15 protein-coding genes are annotated in these 16,046 nt (G+C 75.5%); 5 read left to right on the forward strand and 10 right to left on the reverse strand.

Going from position 1 to position 16,046, the window contains the following annotated elements:
- Nucleotides 1-11 precede the first annotated feature (11 nt).
- From VGP36_00300 to VGP36_00310, 3 genes are read right to left on the reverse strand one after another with little or no spacing between them, the layout of a single operon-like run.
- The gene (locus VGP36_00300) at nucleotides 12-674 is read right to left on the reverse strand and encodes a response regulator transcription factor (GenBank protein ID HEV7653166.1); all 663 of its coding nucleotides are present in this window, start codon (nucleotides 672-674) and stop codon (nucleotides 12-14) included.
- Nucleotides 671-1,816 (reverse strand): sensor histidine kinase, encoded by a 1,146-nt coding sequence (locus VGP36_00305; protein ID HEV7653167.1) that lies wholly within the window; start codon nucleotides 1,814-1,816, stop codon nucleotides 671-673. The genes VGP36_00300 and VGP36_00305 overlap by 4 nt, the downstream gene beginning before the upstream one ends.
- 44 nt (nucleotides 1,817-1,860) lie before the next feature.
- Nucleotides 1,861-2,277, reverse strand: coding sequence for a hypothetical protein (locus VGP36_00310; protein HEV7653168.1), 417 nt, complete (start codon nucleotides 2,275-2,277; stop codon nucleotides 1,861-1,863).
- A 143-nt stretch (nucleotides 2,278-2,420) separates the two neighbouring features.
- On the opposite strand from VGP36_00310, the gene VGP36_00315 reads away from it, so the two are divergent.
- Entirely contained in the window at nucleotides 2,421-2,615 is a 195-nt protein-coding gene (locus VGP36_00315) for a hypothetical protein (protein HEV7653169.1), read from the forward strand.
- 56 nt (nucleotides 2,616-2,671) lie between these two features.
- Here VGP36_00315 and VGP36_00320 read toward each other — a convergent pair whose 3' ends face one another.
- From VGP36_00320 to VGP36_00335, 4 genes are all read right to left on the reverse strand, one after another.
- On the reverse strand, nucleotides 2,672-2,845 hold the full coding sequence (locus VGP36_00320) for a hypothetical protein (protein HEV7653170.1): 174 nt from the start codon (nucleotides 2,843-2,845) through the stop codon (nucleotides 2,672-2,674).
- Nucleotides 2,842-5,709: an AAA family ATPase gene (locus VGP36_00325; GenBank protein HEV7653171.1), complete on the reverse strand. Its 2,868-nt coding sequence runs from the start codon at nucleotides 5,707-5,709 to the stop codon at nucleotides 2,842-2,844. Before VGP36_00325 ends, VGP36_00320 begins: the two co-directional genes overlap by 4 nt.
- Before the next feature lie 23 nt (nucleotides 5,710-5,732).
- On the reverse strand, nucleotides 5,733-6,791 hold the full coding sequence (locus VGP36_00330) for a class I SAM-dependent methyltransferase (GenBank protein HEV7653172.1): 1,059 nt from the start codon (nucleotides 6,789-6,791) through the stop codon (nucleotides 5,733-5,735).
- Nucleotides 6,792-7,289: 498 nt separating this feature from the next.
- Complete coding sequence (locus VGP36_00335; protein HEV7653173.1) at nucleotides 7,290-8,546, reverse strand: MFS transporter; 1,257 nt, start codon at nucleotides 8,544-8,546, stop codon at nucleotides 7,290-7,292.
- Nucleotides 8,547-8,606: 60 nt separating this feature from the next.
- On the opposite strand from VGP36_00335, the gene VGP36_00340 reads away from it, so the two are divergent.
- Complete coding sequence (locus VGP36_00340) at nucleotides 8,607-9,332, forward strand: class I SAM-dependent methyltransferase (protein ID HEV7653174.1); 726 nt, start codon at nucleotides 8,607-8,609, stop codon at nucleotides 9,330-9,332.
- Here VGP36_00340 and VGP36_00345 read toward each other — a convergent pair.
- From VGP36_00345 to VGP36_00355, 3 genes are all read right to left on the reverse strand, one after another.
- Nucleotides 9,252-11,684, reverse strand: a complete 2,433-nt coding sequence (locus tag VGP36_00345) for a glycosyl hydrolase family 65 protein (protein ID HEV7653175.1) — start codon at nucleotides 11,682-11,684, stop codon at nucleotides 9,252-9,254. The two genes, VGP36_00340 and VGP36_00345, sit on opposite strands and share 81 nt — an antisense overlap.
- Nucleotides 11,681-12,388 carry a beta-phosphoglucomutase family hydrolase gene (locus tag VGP36_00350; GenBank protein HEV7653176.1) on the reverse strand — a complete coding sequence of 236 codons (708 nt, stop codon included), beginning with the start codon at nucleotides 12,386-12,388 and terminating at the stop codon, nucleotides 11,681-11,683. Before VGP36_00350 ends, VGP36_00345 begins: the two co-directional genes overlap by 4 nt.
- Before the next feature lie 78 nt (nucleotides 12,389-12,466).
- Nucleotides 12,467-13,234: a class I SAM-dependent methyltransferase gene (locus VGP36_00355; GenBank protein ID HEV7653177.1), complete on the reverse strand. Its 768-nt coding sequence runs from the start codon at nucleotides 13,232-13,234 to the stop codon at nucleotides 12,467-12,469.
- Nucleotides 13,235-13,359: 125 nt separating this feature from the next.
- Here VGP36_00355 and VGP36_00360 point away from each other — a divergent pair, with 125 nt between their 5' ends.
- The 3 genes from VGP36_00360 to VGP36_00370 form a co-directional block, all read left to right on the forward strand.
- Nucleotides 13,360-13,944, forward strand: coding sequence for a hypothetical protein (locus VGP36_00360; GenBank protein HEV7653178.1), 585 nt, complete (start codon nucleotides 13,360-13,362; stop codon nucleotides 13,942-13,944).
- Nucleotides 13,938-14,834, forward strand: coding sequence for a hypothetical protein (locus VGP36_00365; protein ID HEV7653179.1), 897 nt, complete (start codon nucleotides 13,938-13,940; stop codon nucleotides 14,832-14,834). The genes VGP36_00360 and VGP36_00365 overlap by 7 nt, the downstream gene beginning before the upstream one ends.
- Nucleotides 14,835-14,889: 55 nt before the next feature.
- A partial coding sequence (locus tag VGP36_00370; protein HEV7653180.1) for an aldehyde dehydrogenase family protein occupies nucleotides 14,890-16,046 on the forward strand: 1,157 nt, incomplete at its 3' end.

The following is a 16,046-nucleotide window of genomic DNA, read 5'->3' on the forward strand; positions in this document are numbered from 1 at the left end:
CATGGTCGTGGTCATGACTTCAGCAGCCCCAGCGCGGAGGCGCGCAGCGCGGCCTGGGTCCGGTCCCGCGCGCCCAGCTTGGCCAGCACGGTGCTGACGTGGTTCTTCACCGTGCCCTCGCTGAGGTGCAGCGCCCGGGCGATCTCGCGGTTGCTGCGGCCGCCGGCCAGCCCGCGCAGGACGTCCAGCTCCCGCTCGGTCAGCGGGTCGGCCAGCGGCTGCCGTACGGGCCCGGGCGGCTCCGGCATCGCGGCGACCCGGGCGACGAGCTTCGCCGCCACCGACGGCGCCAGCACCGACTCGCCCCGGTCGGCGGCCTCGACCGCCTCGACCAGCCGCTGGGTGCTGGCGTCCTTGAGCAGGTAGCCGACCGCGCCGGCCCGCAGCGCCGGGAACACCTCGTCGTCGCCGTCGAACGTGGTCAGCGCCAGCACCCGGACGCCGGGGTGGTCGGCCCGCAACCGCCGGGTCGCGCCGACCCCGTCCAGCACGGGCATCCGCAGGTCCATCAGCACGACGTCGGGGGACAGGCGGGCGGTCGCGGCGACGGCCTCCTCGCCGTTCGCGGCCTCGCCGACGACCTCGATGCCGGCCTGGACGGTCAGCAGCGCGACCAGCGCCTCCCGGAACAGGGCCTGGTCGTCGGCGACGAGCACCCGGATCGGCCGGCTCACCCGGGCAGCTCCACGGTCATCGTCACGCCCTCGCCCGGCCGCGACACCAGGCCGACGGTGCCGCCGAGGTGCCCGACCCGCTCCCGGACGCCGGTCAGCCCGTACCCGCCGGCGGGTAGCCCGGCGAGGCGGGTGGGCGGTTCGGCGACGCCGGTGGGCGGTTCGGCGACGCCGGCGGGCGGCTCGGCGAACCCGCGGCCGTCGTCCTCGACCCGCAGCCGGACGACGTCGGCGCGCGAGTAGTCCAGCAGCACCCGGGCGCGGCCGGCCCCGGCGTGCTTGCGCACGTTGGTCAGCGCCTCCTGGGTCGCGCGGTAGAGCGCCCGCTCGGCGTCGGCCGGCAGCGGCCGCGGCTCGCCCCGCACCTCCAGGTCGGCGGCCACGCCGGCGGACTCGGCCGTCAGCGCCGCCAGCGCGCCGGTCACCGTCTCCCACGGCTCCCGCAGCGCGGCCACCGACCGGCGTACGTCGGCCAGCGCCGCGCGGGCCTGGTCCTCGGCCTTGTCCAGCAGCTCGCCGGCCCGGTCCCGGTCGGCCGGCAGCACCGCCCGGGCCGCCCGGACCTGCATCTGCACGACGGTCAGGTGGTGCCCGAGCCCGTCGTGGATCTCCCGGGCCAGCCGGGTCCGCTCGGCCGCGGTGGCGACGTCCTCGGCCCGTTCCGCGTACGCGGTCAGCTGTTCGTTGGCCGCCGCCAGCGCGGTCCGGGCCCGCTGCACGTCGAGGTAGAGCGAGGCCAGCACGACCGCGAAGACGACCACGACCGTGGTGATCGTGGCCTCGCGCAGCCCGTCGGACCAGGACATGCCCACGTGCACCAGCGGAACCAGCGCCGCGACCACGATCGCCCACGGCCGCGGCAGCAGCAGCACGGCCTGGATCACGATCACCAGCAGCAGCAGGGTCGCGCCGGTCCCGGCCCGGGCCGCGTCGAAGAGCACGAACCCGAGCGCGAGCTGGACCGCGATGTACGCGACCGCGGCCGCCCGACCCCGCGACCGGACCCAGCGGAAGCCGAGCACGCACAGCAGTGCGACCAGGACCGCGAGCGGGACGGCCACCGCCGCCGGGGCCGGCCCGCTCGCCTCGACCACGACCACGAGCAGGGCGGCGCCGGTGAGCACGGCCAGCGCGCGGTTCATCCCGCCACTGTCGCGTCCGGCGCCGCCCTCGGCAACCGCCCGGGTCAGTCGGGGATCATCACCAGGCTCGCGGTCCCGCGCAGGCGCACGGCCTCGTACGTGTCCGGACCGGCCGGTCCGGCGATGGTGGTCGAGCTGATCCTGGTGATCCCGAGCGTACGGACGTGGGCGGAGGCGTGCGGCCCGTCCGTCCCGTCCGGCAGGACGATCTCCGGCACCAGCAGCGTGAACGTGGTGCTGCCGAAGTCCGGGATCGAGGACAGCGTCACGGTCACCGTCCGGCCGAGCCCCTCGTTCTTCTCCTCGGTGACGTCCTCGTCGTGGAAGGTCATCGACGTCGCGTGGTGCTGGTAGAACAGCCGCGCGCGGCCCTTGCCCTCGATGACCGGGCCTGTCCCGCCCGGGTAGTAGGTGACGCGGATCCCGTCGCCGTGAAGCGCGATCTGGTTGGCACTGCTCATGTCGGACTCCCCGTTCCGCAGAGGTGCTTACGCCCCGAGGAGTTGGCCGGATCCCGAGCGGATACAGATCTGAACCGCGGGGTGGGCGGGGGACGTGTCGGGGATGAGACCGGGTCGTCGACCCGGGCCGAGAGGAGTCGGTCGTGACCGAGGACGTGCAGAGCCCGCAGCAGAACCCGGATCCCGTCCGGAAGCCAGGAGGCAGCAGCCGTCGGCCGGTGGTGATCACGATCGTCGCCGTGGTCGTCGTGATCGGGCTGGTGGTGCTGCTGATCGCGCTGTTCGGCGGTGGCGGTGGCACCGGGACCGGCGGTGGCGGCGGGGGATCCGGCTACTGACCGGCCCGCACGGCCGGACACGGTAGGCGCGGCCGGGGGCCGGCGCCCCGGGCGGCTCAGGTGTTGAGGGCGCCGGCCCAGCGCCAGTCGCCGTCCGGGCCGAGGTACTCGACCCGGAACACCTCCGCCTCCTCGTACTCCTCGGCCGCGGCCAGCGCCGCCTCCCGGTCGGCGAACTCGTCCTCCTCGACCACGTCGCCCATCGCGTCGAGGAACCGGTAGCGGGTCATGCCGGAACCGTACGGCCTGGCACCCCCAGCTCGGCCAGGTGCCGGACGGCCTCGGTCCGGGTCCGGCAGCCGAGCTTGACCAGGCTGTTCTGCACGTGCATCTCGACCGTGCGCGGCGACAGGAAGAGTTCGGTCGCGATCTGCTTGCTGGTGCAGCCCATCGCGACGAGCCGCATGACCTCGGTCTCGCGGCCGGACAGTCCACCGGGGTTCGAGTGGGACCGCCGCCGGCCCGGCGCCTCGCCCAGCGCGGCCAGCTCGGCCGACACCGCGGCGCAGAAGTAGTCCGCGTGCAGCCGCTGCGCCCCGGACAACGCCGTCCGGAGCATCGCGACGGCCGCGGAACGGTCGCCGCCCCGGGCCAGCGCGACGCCGGCCCGGTGCTGCGCCTGCAGCGCGGCCACCGGCAGGTCGAGCGCGGCGAACTGGGTCGCCGCCGCGGTCAGCTCCGCCGCGGCGGTCGCCGGGTCGCCGTCGGCCAGCGCGGCCTCGCCGAGCGCGTGCGTGAGCGCGGCCCGGGCCTCGGGCTGGGCGGTCCGGCCGGCGATCGCGGCCAGCGCGGCCGCGCAGGCCCGCGTCTGCGGCCCGGCCCCGGCCGTGGCGAAGAACGTCGAGGCCCACTGCAGCACCGGGACCGTGTAGTGGCTCTCCTCGGTGCGGCGCCACCGATCCAGGATCGCGCCGGCGTGCCCGGCGGCGTCCCCGGGCCGGCCGGCCTGGTCGTCCAGCACGGCCAGGCCCCAGGCCGACAGCAGCTCCATCGGCACGAGCTCGGTCCGGGTCGCGATCGAGCGCGACTCCAGCAACCAGGGCCGGGCCCTGGCCGGGGCGCCGCGCATCGCGTGCACCAGCCCGAGGATCCCGGCTGCGACGGCCCGCGGGTGCGGCGGCCCGTCGGTGTCGAGCACCTCACGGCAGATGTCGGCGGCGCGGTCCCACTCCCCACAGGAGAACAGCACGGCGGTCACGCAGGCCCGGCAGAGGAGCCCGGCGCCGTCCTGGTCGTGCAGATCGCAGAACTGGTACGCCGAGGCGTAGGCGGTCCGGGCCGCCCGGTGGTCGCCGGAGTGCTCCAGCGCGTCGGCCAGCCGCTGGTAGATCTCGGCGGCCGGGCCGGTCAGCTCCGCGGCCAGAGCCCGGTCGAGCGCGGCCCGCACGATCCGGACACCCTCCGCGGTCCGGCCGGCCCGGGCGAGCAGGTTCCCGCGCTGGCCCTCGATGCGGACGGACAGGTCGGTCCGGTCGGCCGCGTCGGCGTCGCACCGGGCCAGGTCGAGCACGTCCAGCGCGGCCCGGAAGCTGGCGGCCGAGCGCAGGTGGTTCGCGGCGGCGAGCCGGTCGGCCGCGGACTCGGCCGGCAGCCCGGCCGCGACGAACGCGAGCGCGGCCGCCTCCCGGGCCGCGAGTGCGCGGTCCCACTGGCCGAGCAGCTCGTGCGCCAGCGCCAGTCGCCGGTACGCGCCGGCCCGGTCCGGCGGCGAGGCGCAGCCGTTCGCCAGCTCGGTCAGCAGCACGACGGACTCGGCGTGGTCGGAGCACATCTCCGCGCACTGCGCCAGCCCGTCCACCACCGCGAGCCGGCCGGCGTCCTCGGCCGGCCAGAGGTCGAGCGCGGTGCGCAGCGCGCCGGCCGCGTCCCGGTACGCGTGCACCTGCCGGAAGCCGTCCGCCGCCGTCAGGAGTGCGGACCGGGCCCGGTCCAGCTCGTGCGCGGCCAGCAGGTGCGCGGCGACCAGTGCGGCCGGGGCACCGGCGGACTCGAGCCGGGCCGCGGCGGCCCGGTGCAGGGCGCGGCGGCGGGACCAGGGGATGTCGGCGTAGACGGCGTCGCGGGTCAGCGCGTGCCGGAACGAGGCCCGCCCGCCGGTGACGGCGGTGACGAGCCCACCCCCCGCCAACTCCTCCGGCCACCCGCCGCCCCCGCCGCCTCCGCCGGCCGGGCCGGCCGGGATGTCGGCCGCGCCGGGCGGGCCGGCCGCGATGTCGGCCATGCCGGCCGGGCCGGCCGCGATGTCGGCCGCGGTGCCGGACAGGGACACGGACAGGGACACGGACAGGGCCAGGGCGAGGGCGGCGTCGGGGTCGAACTCGGTGCCGAGGACGGCCGCCGCCTCCAGGACCGGGAGGGATGCCGGGGAGAGCCGGCCGGTGCGCAGCAGCACCGCCTCCCGGATCCCGTCCGGCACGCCGGTGTCCCCGTCGGCCAGCGCCGCCGCCAGCTCCTCGACCGCGAACGGCACCCCCTCGGCCCGGTCCGCGATCGCATCCGCGACCGCGGGACCGAGCTCCAGCCCGGCCAGCATCTCCCGGACCGCGACCCGGTCCAGCGGCGCCAGCGTGACCTCGGCCAGCAACCCCCGCCGCCGCAGCTCCGCCCGCATCCCGCGCAGCCGGTGCCCGCGCGGCAGCTCGTCGCTGCGGTAGCAGCCGACCAGCAGCACCGGCGACCCGCGCACTGCATCGGCCAGCGCCGGCAGCAGGTCGAGCGTGTCGTCGTCGGCCCACTGCAGGTCGTCCAGCACGACCACGGCCGGCCCGGACGCCAGGGCGGTCCGGACCGCGGCCGCGAGCCGGGAGCGGTCCAGCGGCCCGGCCGGCCCCAGCTCCGGAAGGACCGGCGCCAGCCCGGGGGACCGGTCGGTGCCCTGCCGCAGCACCTGGGCCAGCACGTCGTACGCCGCCGCCTTCCACTCCCCGGCCCGCCCCCGCAGGGCCGGGAAGCCGGAGACGACGCTGTCGACCAGGGTGGTCTTGCCGACCCCGGCCTCCCCCGAGACGAGCACGACCGGAGGCCGGTCGGCCGGGATCGCCAGCAGCAGCGCGCGCAGCGCCTCCTGGGGCGCGTCCCGGCCGACCAGCGTCATGCCGTCAGCTTCCCGCACCAGCGTCACGGGCGGGCTTCGAAGACCAGATTGAACGGGGTCTCGGCCGCCCGCCGGAACGAGGAGAACCCGGCCTCCCGGACCAGCGCCTCGATCGCGGCCTCGCCCGCCTGCGCGCCCAGCGCGTACCCGCCGTGCTGGGACTTGGCGTTGGGCAGGCAGAGGAACGTCGAGAAGTTGTAGTAGACCCGGCCGACCGGGTTGAGGTTGTCCGGCACCGCATCGCCCGCGGCCGGCTCGACGATCAGCCAGGTCCCGTCCGGGGCCAGCGACTGCCGGATGTGCGCGGCCGCCCCGGCCGGGTCGCCCATGTCGTGCAGGCAGTCGAACGTGGTGACCAGGTCGTAGCCGGAGCCGCTGAAGCCGGCCGCCGGGGTGACCTCGAACCCGGCCCGGTCGGCGACGCCCCCGTCGGCGGCCCGCTTGCGCGCGGTGTCGATGGAGCCGGCGTGGTAGTCGGAGCCGGTGAACCGCGAGACCGGGTACGCCTGCGCCATCAGCACCGTCGAGGCCCCCAGCCCGCAGCCGACGTCGGCGACGCTCGCGCCGGCGGTGAGCTTGCCGACCACGCCGTCCAGCGCGGGCAGCCACTCCGGGACGAGGTGCGCGGCGTACCCGGGGCGGAAGAACTGTTCGCAGCCGAGGAAGACGTCCGCGTCGTGCTCGTGCCAGCCGACCCCGTTGCCGGTCCGGAACGCCTCGGTGATCTGCGGCTCGGCCTTGAGCGCGCCGAGGGCGAAGGTGAACGCGCCGGGCGCGTGCACGGCCGCCGCCGGGTCGGCCAGCACGTACGCCTGCTCCGGCGTCAGCGAGTACGTGTGGGCGTCCGCGTCGTAGGTCACGTAGCCGGCCGCGGCCTGGCCGCGCAGCCACTCGGTGACGTAGCGGGCGTCGGTGCCGGTCCGCGTGGCCAGCTCGTCGCCGGTCGCCGGGCCGCCCGCGGCCAGCCCGCGGTAGAGGCCGGCCTTGTGACCGACGACCACGTTGCCGGCGGTCATCGTCGCGCCCAGGTCCCCGACGAACCGGTGCACGAAGTCCATGAGCTTGTCCTGGTCGAGCGCCATCTCGATCCCCTCGTACGGGGAGTCCTCTGTGGACTCCCGACGCACTCGAACGTAGGGACGGCCGGGACGCGGAAACACCGTAGGACTACGGCATTTACCAGCCCGCTGACGACCATGCGGATGATAGCTATGGTTCAGTCGAGGGGACGGAGACGGATCATGACGGACCGAACGCGACCGCGCCCTTCGGCGGGCTGGCCGGCGCTGGTCGACGCGGCGGCCGAGCAGCTGCCCATCATCACCGAGGGCGCCTCGGACTCCGCGTCCTTCGACGAGGTGCAGCTCGGAGACGATGCGGATCCGCTGGATGTTCGGCGTCCCGCCGGCGATGGCCCAGCCGTGCGCGTCCCGGTGCAGCCGCTCGATGCCGTACTCCTCGGTGTAGGCGCTGGTGCTGCCGGTGGCCGGGCGCTGATCGCGCCGCGGGACGACGTCCGGCCCGAGCGGGGCCGGCGCTCGGCCGGCACCCTGGTGCCGGAGACGCCTTGGCGAGCCCGGCTATCGGGCCGCCGGGGACTCAGCCGACCGGGCCGCCGGGGACTCCGCCGATCGGGCCGGCGGGGTCGCCGGGGCGGTTCGGCGTTCGACGGCGCGGGAGACGCCGAGGACGGTCAGCCCACCGACACCCAGCAGGGCACCGACGACGGCCGGCGCGGTGTACCCGTACCCGGCGGCGAGGACGAGCCCGCCGAGGTACGCGCCGACCGCGTTGGCGATGTTCAGCGCGGCGTGGTTGCCGGCCGCGGCCAGCCCCTGCGCGTCCCCGGCCACGTCCATCAGCCGGGTCTGCAGCGCGGGCAGGGTGAGGGAGCCGCTGGCGCCGATGAGGAAGATCGTCACCCCGGCGGTGACCGGGTTGTGCACGGTGACGGTGAACAGCAGCAGCACCACGATCGTGGCCGACATGCCGGTGACGATCGTGCCGACCACGAACCGGTCGGCGAGCCGGCCGCCGGCCTCGGTGCCGACGGTCATGCCCAGCCCGAACAACGCCAGCGCCAGCGGCACGGCCGACTCGGAGAAGCCCGAGAGCGTGGTCAGCGTGGGGGAGATGTAGCTGTAGACGGCGAAGAACCCGCCGAAGCCGACCGCGCCGACGGCCAGCGTGAGCAGCACCAGCGGGCGCCGCAGCGCGCCGAGCTCCCGGGCCGGGCTGGCGCCGTCCGCGGCCGGGACCGCCGGCACCGCCCGGGCGATCGCCGCCACCGCGACCGCCCCGATCACCGCCACCGCCCAGTACGTGCTGCGCCAGCCCAGGTGCTGCCCGAGCGTGGTCGCCAGCGGCACCCCGACGATGTTGGCGACGGTCAGCCCGAGCATCACCCGGGCCACCGCCCGCCCGCGCCGCTCCGGCACCAGCTCGGCGGCCACGATCGAGGCGATCCCGAAGTACGCGCCGTGCGGCAGCCCGCTGCCGAACCGGGCCAGCTCCAGCAGCCCGAAGCTCGGAGCCAGCGCGGACAGCCCGTTGCCGACCGCGAACGCGGCCATCAGCGCGAGCAGCAGCGCCTTGCGCGGCAGCCGGGCGCCGAGGACGGCCAGCAGCGGGGCGCCGACGACCACGCCCAGCGCGTACGCGGAGACGAGGTGGCCGCCGGTCGGGATGCTCGCGCCGAGGTCGCCGGTCACGTCCGGGAGCACGCCCATCGTCGCGAACTCGGTGGTGCCGATGCCGAACCCGCCCAGCGCCAGAGCGGCCAGGCTCCAGGCGGGCGTCCGGGTCCGGACCGGCGGGGCGGCGACGACGGTGCTCACTTCTGAATCGAACCAGTACGCCGCGACGGGATTCCCGGCGTCGGGGCAGACTGCCGGATCGTGACCTACGGAAACCCGTTCGTAGCCGCCGCCGACCGGTACGCGGCCGGGCGGCCCTACCACCACGCCCGGACGCTGGGCCGCGCGCTGGCCGGCCGGCGCCCGCGCTCCGCGCTCGACGTCGCCTGCGGCACCGGGCTGTCCACCCGCGGCCTGGCCGACCTCGGGATCCCCGCGGTCGGCACCGACCTGGTGCCGGCGATGGTGGCCCGGGCCCGCGCCGACACCGGCCTGCCGTACGCGGTCGCCTCGGCCGAGGCGCTGCCGGTCGCGTCCGGGTCGGTCGAGCTGGTCACGGTCAGCTCGGCGGTGCACTGGTTCGGCCGGGACCGGTTCCTGGCCGAGGTGGCCCGGGTGCTGCGGCCCGGCGGTCTTCTGCTGCTCTACGAGCACGCCGGGGCGCGTCCGGCGGATCCCGCGTACGTCGGCTGGGTCGGGGACACCTACCTGGTCCGGTACCCGGCGCCGCCGCGCGGGCCGATGGCGGCCGCCGTCGAGCCCGGGGAGCGGTTCGTGGTCGAGCGGTCCGAGCGCTGGCGCGACGAGGTGCCGTTCACCCTGGCCGGGCTGGTCGCCTACCTGCTCTCCCAGACCAACCTGGTCGACGAGGACCCCGCGGTCGTGACGCCCTGGCTGCGGGCCGAGCTACGTCCCTTCTTCCCCGGGCAGGAGCCCGTGCCCTTCGCCTTCGACGCGGGCGCCCAGCTGCTGCGGCTCGTCGGCTGAGCCGCGGTGCAGCGGGGCCCGGCCGGGCGGCTGCTGCGGCGCGGGCAGCAGCGGCTCGCGCGGCTGCAGGTCCCGGGTGACCGGGGCGTCCACGGTCACGGTGAGGTCCTCGCCGGCGTGCCGGAAGGTCAGCGAGCCGCCGGTTCCGTCCCGCAGCGAGTACGTCACCTGCTCGGCCTCGACCTCGACGCCCAGGCGCATCCCGCGCCAGCGCAGCCCGAAGGCGAGCCGGCTGATCCCGGCCGGCAGCGCCGGGTCCAGCGCCAGCACGCCGCCGGAGACCCGCAGCCCGCCGAACCCGGACACCAGCGCGATCCAGGCCCCGGCCAGCGAGGCGATGTGCAGCCCGTCGCCGGTGTTGTCGTGCAGGTCCTGCAGGTCGACCAGCGCGGCCTCGTACGTGTAGTCGTGGGCCAGCTCCAGGTGCCCGACCTCGGCCGCGAGCACGGCCTGGATGCAGGCCGACAGCGAGGAGTCCCGGACCGTACGGCGCTCGTAGTAGTCGACGTTGCGGGCCTTGTCCTCGGCGCTGAACCGCTCGCCGAACCAGAGCATGGCCAGCACCAGGTCGGCCTGCTTGGTCACCTGCCTGCGGTAGAGATCGAAGTACGGCGCGTGCAGCAGCAGCGGGTACGTGCCGTTCGCGGCGAAGTCCCACTCCGGCAGCCGGGTGAAGCCGGCCGACTGCGGGTGCACCTTCAGCTCGTCGTCGTACGGGACGAACACCGCGTCGGCCGCGTCCCGCCAGGACTTCGCCTCGGCCGCGTCGACCGTCAACGCCGCCCCGCGGTCCTGGTGCCGGTCGACGGCGTCGGCGGCGGCGAGCAGGTTCGCCGCCGCGGCCAGGTTCGTGTAGACGTTGTCCGGCACGATCGCCGTGTACTCGTCCGGCCCGGTCACGCCGACCACGTGCCAGCCGCCGTCGCGGGAGTGGTGGCCCAGCGACATCCAGAGCCGGGCCGTCTCGACCAGGATCTCCACGCCGCACTCGGCCTGCAGCGACTCGTCGCCGGTGACCGTCCGGTGCCGCTCGACCGCGGCGGCGATGTCCGCGTTGACGTGGAACGCGGCGGTGCCGGCCGGCCAGTAGCCCGAGCACTCGGCCCCGCCGATCGTCCGCCACGGGAACGCCGCCCCGGCCAGGTTCAGCGTGCCGGCCCGGCCCCGGGCCTGGTCCAGCGTGCTGTGCCGCCAGCGGATCGCGTCCGCGGACGCCTCCGGCACGGTGTGGTCCAGCACCGGCAGCACGTACGCCTCGGTGTCCCAGAGGGTGTGCCCGTCGTAGCCGGGGCCGGTCAGGCCCTTGGCCGGGATGGCCCGCCGCTCGGTCCGGGCGCCGGCCTGCAGGACGTGGAACATGCCGAACCGGACGGCCTGCTGGAGCTCGGAGTCGCCGTCCACCTCGACGTCGCCGGCGTCCCAGAACCGGTCCAGGTAGTCCTTCTGCTCGGCCAGCAGGCCCTCGAAGCCGGAGAACCGGGCGCCGGTCAGCGCGCCCGCGACCTGGTCGAGCAGGGCCGGGCGGGAGCGCACGCTGGACCAGCCGTAGGCCAGCAGTTTCACCAGCCGCAGCCGCTCGCCCGGCTGCAGCACGCAGACCACGGTGGTGCGGGCCCGGTCCTCGCCGGCCGCGGTCTCCACGTCGACCCGGCCGGGCGCCTCGACCAGGTGGTCCATCCCGGCCGCCATCTGCAGGTCGCTGCGCCGGGTCCGGTGCACCAGGATCGCGCCGCGGTCGCGGACGTCCTGCTCCATCGCCTGCAGCGGCCGGTCCAGCACCGCGGCGACCCGGGGGTCCTCGTCGCGCATCTGCTGCGGCTGGGCCTCGTTGGCGACCAGTTCCGACTGCACGATGACGCGGACGGGGCCGTCGACCGGCTCGACCACGTACTCGATCGCGGCGACGGCGCGCTGGGACAGCGAGACCAGCCGGGTGGAGCGGACCCGGACGCGGCGCCCGGCCGGCGAGCTCCAGTCCACGGTCCGGGTCAGCGTGCCGGCCCGCAGGTCGAGGACCCGCTCGTGGTCGTGCAGCTCGCCGTACCGGACGTCGAAGGGCTCGTCGTCGACCAGCAGCCGGATCAGCTTGCCGTTGGTGACGTTGACGACGGTCTGGCCGGACTCGGGGTAGCCGTACCCGGTCTCCGCGTACGGCAGCGGGCGCAGCTCGTAGAAGGAGCCCAGGTACGTGCCGGGGATGCCGTGCGGCTCGCCCTCGTCGAGGTTGCCGCGCAGCCCGAGGTGGCCGTTGGACAGGGCGAACACCGACTCGCTGCGGGCCAGCCGGTCCAGATCCAGGTGGGTCTCGCGGATCCGCCAGGGCTCGACCGGGAACTGCGCGCGGTGGCTCACCGGAGCAGCTCTGCGAGGTCGCCGACCACGACGTCCGCGCCGTGCTCGCGCAGGTCCGCCGCGTGGCCGATCCGGTCGACCCCGATCACGCACCCGAAGTCGCCGGCCCGGCCGGCCTCCACCCCGGCGGTCGCGTCCTCGAAGACCGCGGCCTGCCGGGGCTCGACGCCGAGCCGCTCCGCGGCGGCCAGGAAGCTGTCCGGGGCGGGCTTGCCCGGCAGGTGCTCGGTGCCGTCGACGACCTCCTCGACGTACTCGTCCAGGCCGGTGACCGAGAGGACCTGCTTGGTGTTGGCGCTGGAGGAGACCACCGCGCGGCGCAGCCCGGCGTCGCGGGCGGCAGCCAGGTAGCGGCGGGAGCCGTCGAAGACCTCGACGCCGTCGCGGTCGATCGCGGCCAGCAGCAGGTCGTTCTTGCGGTTGCCGAGCCCGTGCACGGTCTCGGCGTCGGGCGGGTCGTCCGGGTCGCCGTCGGGCAGCGTGATCCCGCGGCTGTCCAGGAACGCCCGGACGCCGTCCGCGCGGGGCCGGCCGTCGACGTAGCGCGGGTAGTCGGCGTCCGGGTCGAACGGCGCCTGTCCGCGCTGCTTCAGGAAGCCGTCGAACATCTCGGTCCAGGCCTTGTTGTGCACGGCCGCGGTGTCGGTGAGGACGCCGTCCAGGTCGAACAGACAGGCGGTGACCTCGTCGGGTAGTCCCAGCACGAGGGTGATCCTCCCCCTAGGACGTCGGCCGTGCGCGAGGCCTCCGACCCACGCCGCGGTCTGGGCCGACCTCGACCGCTAGCCCCGGCGCTTCTCGGCCACCAGCGCGAACTTGCGGACCCGCCCGCTCCCGAGCCAGTCGCTCCAGAGCTGGTGCGCGGCGATCAGCTCGTGCACCGCCCGCGTCCCGACCTGGCCGGCGATCTCGGCCGCGTGGGCCCGGTACGACCCCAGCAGCGCCGCCGCCGTCGCCTGGTGCTCCTTCGTGTTCTCCTCCTGCCACGTGACGGTCAACCCCACCTCGTCGAGCAGGGCGGTCAGCTCGGCCAGCTCGACGAGCCGGACGGTGTCGGCGTCGGGCATGTCGCCCTGTTCGGCCGGGGTCAGCGGCCGGCCCTCCTCGACCGTGCAGGCGAATCGGCCGCCCGGCAGCAGCGTCCTGGCGACGCCGGCCAGCAGCGTCCGCTTGTCGGGGAACGCGAGGATGGTCTCCAGCAGGAGCACGACGTCGACGCGGCTGTCCGGCAGCGGCGGGAGGTGCCGCTGCTCGAAGCGGCAGGACAGGTCGCCGGCGAGCCCGCGGGCGATCTCCACCGCGCTCGCGGAGCCGTCGACCCCGAGGTAGCGGCAGCCCAGCTCGGCCGTGATGAACCGGCCCGGCCCGGCGACACCGCAACACAGGTCGAGCACCTCGACCCCGGGGCCGATGCCCGCCTGCAGGGCCAGCCGCAGGATCTCGTCGGCCCGCATGAAGCTCTCCTGGCCCACGTACTCGCCCGGCGGGTAGGCGGCGGCCCGGGCGCGCCCGAGCGCGGCGCGGAAGGGGCCGCGCTCGTCCTGTCTCACCACTGCGCCGCCGGCCTCCCGATTCGCTGCGAACGCAACCACGGGCCGCCGCCGGACACGGTTCAGAGGGGTGATCCGTACGCGAAGGCCTGTACCGGACGTCCCCGGGTTCCTAAGGTGGCCCGGTGCCGACGACGCGTCGGGTGGTGGTCGCCGCCGCGCTAGTGCTGGCCTGCTCCGGGTGTGCGTCCGGCGCGGGCGGAAACGCGGCGCTCCCGACCCGGACCGCCGGCACCGAGCTGCCGCCGCGGACCTCCGCCACGGCCGCGCCCACGACGACGCCGAGCGCGACCGCCGACCAGGCCGACGTGCTGGCCGTCTACCGCGGCTGGTGGACCGCCCTGCAGACCGCGTACGCGACGGGCGACGCCGACGACCCCGCCCTGGCCCGGTTCGCGGTCGACCCGATCCTCGGCGCGCAGCGGGCCAGCATCCGCAAGCTCGGCGCGGAGGGGATCGTGCAGCGGACGACGTTCACGCTGGAGCCGCGACTGCGTTACCGGACGGACGGCAACGCGGAGGTCGAGGACTGCATCAGAGGACCGGCCGGCACCTACTATGACGCCGCGACCGGGCGCCCGCGGGCCCCGCGCGGCTACCGCAACGACGTACCGACCGAGGACCGCCTGCTCACGACGCTGCAGAGACGAGGTGCCCAGTGGTACGTGGTGGCCACCACCGGCAAGGGCGAGTCCGAGGTCGCATGCTGAGGCGGACCGGGCTGGTCGTGGTCGCGGCGCTGCTCGCGAGCCTCGGCGGCACCGCGGCGTACGCGGACCCGAGCGTGATCGGCGACGGCGGCATCGTCGGCGACGGCGACTACATCGGCTCGGCCAACCCGGACGCGAGCGTGACCGCGACCGCCGGCGCCGCCCAGGACGATGCCTGCGCTCCGGTCGACGGCACGGTCAGCGCGGTCGACGCGGCCAACGCGCAGTCCCGGGCCGGACAGGCGCCGACCGGTCCGGGCCGGTGGAAGTACGTCGTCTGCGCCGCGACCGCCGACGATGCCTTCGTGGTGGCCCGGCTCTACCCGCAGGTGGGCGAGGCGAAGGCGCACTGCGCGGTCGCCGCCGACGCCTGCGTGGTCGTCGCGGTCTGGTCGGCGCAGGACAAGAAGCCGCGCCAGCCGCAGAACCCGCCGTCCCGGCTCGGTGCGTTCGACCACTGGCTGGACTTCACCCCGGACCTGACCACCAGCCCGACCCACCAGGACGCGCTGGTCGCGCAGCTGCCGACCTGGGTCTGGGACCGCAACACGGCCGACGTCCGCGGCATCTGCCTGCCGATCTTCGGCGGCGTCTGCGGCTTCGCCGTCCGGCTCGGCACGACCTGGGAGACCGAGGGGAACACGTTCTGCCGCAGCCCCGGCACCGAGTACCGCCCGGGCCGGGACGACCCGCGCTCGGCCTCCAGCTGCAGCTGGACCTACCAGGTCTCGGGCACGTACGACGTCGAGGGCTGCAAGAACTGGCTGATCGTGGTCTGGCGGCTGCCCTGGGTGGTCCCGATCGTGTTCCCGCTGGAGCTCTGTCACACCGACCAGGTCGACGTGCAGGAGGCCCAGGTCCTCTCGTCCGGGGGCGGCGCGCCCAGGTAGAGAATGGGTAGGCAGTCCGTACTGGCGCGATCCGTCGTATCGGGAGGCCACACCCATGGATGCCGTCACCACGCCGCCGACCCCGGTCAACGAGCCCACCCGCGGCTACGCGCCGGGCAGCCCCGAACGGGCCGGGCTCGAGGCCCGGGTCAAGGAGCTGTCCGGCGAGCAGGTCGAGCTGACCTCGACCATCGGCGGCGCGCAGCGGATGGCCGGCGGCGAGCGGTACGAGGTGGTCCAGCCGCACCGGCACGCGGCCGTGCTCGGCACCAGCGCCCAGGCCACCCGCGAGGACGTCCGGGACGCGATCGACGCGGCCCTGGCGGCCGGCCCGGGCTGGCGCGCGCTGTCCTTCGACGACCGGGCCGCGGTGCTGCTGCGGGCGGCCGAGCTGCTCGCCGGCCCGTGGCGGGACACGATCACCGCGGCCACGATCCTGGGCCAGTCCAAGTCCAGCTACCAGGCCGAGATCGACGCCGCGGCCGAGTTCATCGACTTCCTGCGCTTCAACGTGCACTTCGGCCGGCGGATCCTGGCCGAGCAGCCGCAGTCGAGCCCGGGCGTCTGGAACCGGCTGGACCACCGCCCGCTGGAGGGCTTCGTCCTGGCGATCACGCCGTTCAACTTCACCGCGATCGCCGGCAACCTGCCGCTCGCGCCCGCGCTGATGGGCAACACCGTGGTGTGGAAGCCGTCGCCGACCCAGCAGGTCGCGGCGCACCACACGATGCGGATGCTGGAGGCGGCCGGGCTGCCGCCCGGGGTGATCAACCTGGTCACCGGCGACGGGCAGGCCGTCTCCGAGGTCGCGCTGGCCGACCGGCACCTGGCCGGCATCCACTTCACCGGGTCCACCGCCACGTTCCAGAAGATCTGGCACACCGTCGGCGGCAACCTCGGGTCGTACGCGGGATATCCGCGGCTGGTCGGCGAGACCGGCGGCAAGGACTTCGTGATCGCGCACCCGAGCGCGGACCCGGCCGCGCTGGCCACCGGCCTGGTCCGGGGCGCGTTCGAGTACCAGGGGCAGAAGTGCTCGGCCGCCTCCCGGGCCTACCTGCCCCGCTCGCTCTGGGACGGCGGGCTGCGGGACCGGCTCGCGCAGACCACCGAGACGATCGAGTACGGCGACGTCACCGACCTGTCCGTGTTCGGCGGCGCGGTCATCGACCGGCGCTCGTACGACCGGCTGGCCGGGGTGCTGGGGCGGCT

The organism is Mycobacteriales bacterium, assembly GCA_035995165.1.
GTDB lineage: Bacteria > Actinomycetota > Actinomycetes > Mycobacteriales > CADCTP01 > CADCTP01.

Coding starts and splice junctions, on each gene's coding strand:
- VGP36_00330 (HEV7653172.1), bottom strand. CDS start 6,791: ATGGCGCTCGACCAGGACAAGCTCATGGACTTCGTGCACCGGTTCGTC.
- VGP36_00305 (HEV7653167.1), bottom strand. CDS start 1,816: ATGAACCGCGCGCTGGCCGTGCTCACCGGCGCCGCCCTGCTCGTGGTC.
- VGP36_00325 (HEV7653171.1), bottom strand. CDS start 5,709: ATGACGCTGGTCGGCCGGGACGCGCCCCAGGAGGCGCTGCGCGCGCTG.
- VGP36_00310 (HEV7653168.1), bottom strand. CDS start 2,277: ATGAGCAGTGCCAACCAGATCGCGCTTCACGGCGACGGGATCCGCGTC.
- VGP36_00365 (HEV7653179.1), top strand. CDS start 13,938: ATGCTGAGGCGGACCGGGCTGGTCGTGGTCGCGGCGCTGCTCGCGAGC.
- VGP36_00320 (HEV7653170.1), bottom strand. CDS start 2,845: ATGACCCGCTACCGGTTCCTCGACGCGATGGGCGACGTGGTCGAGGAG.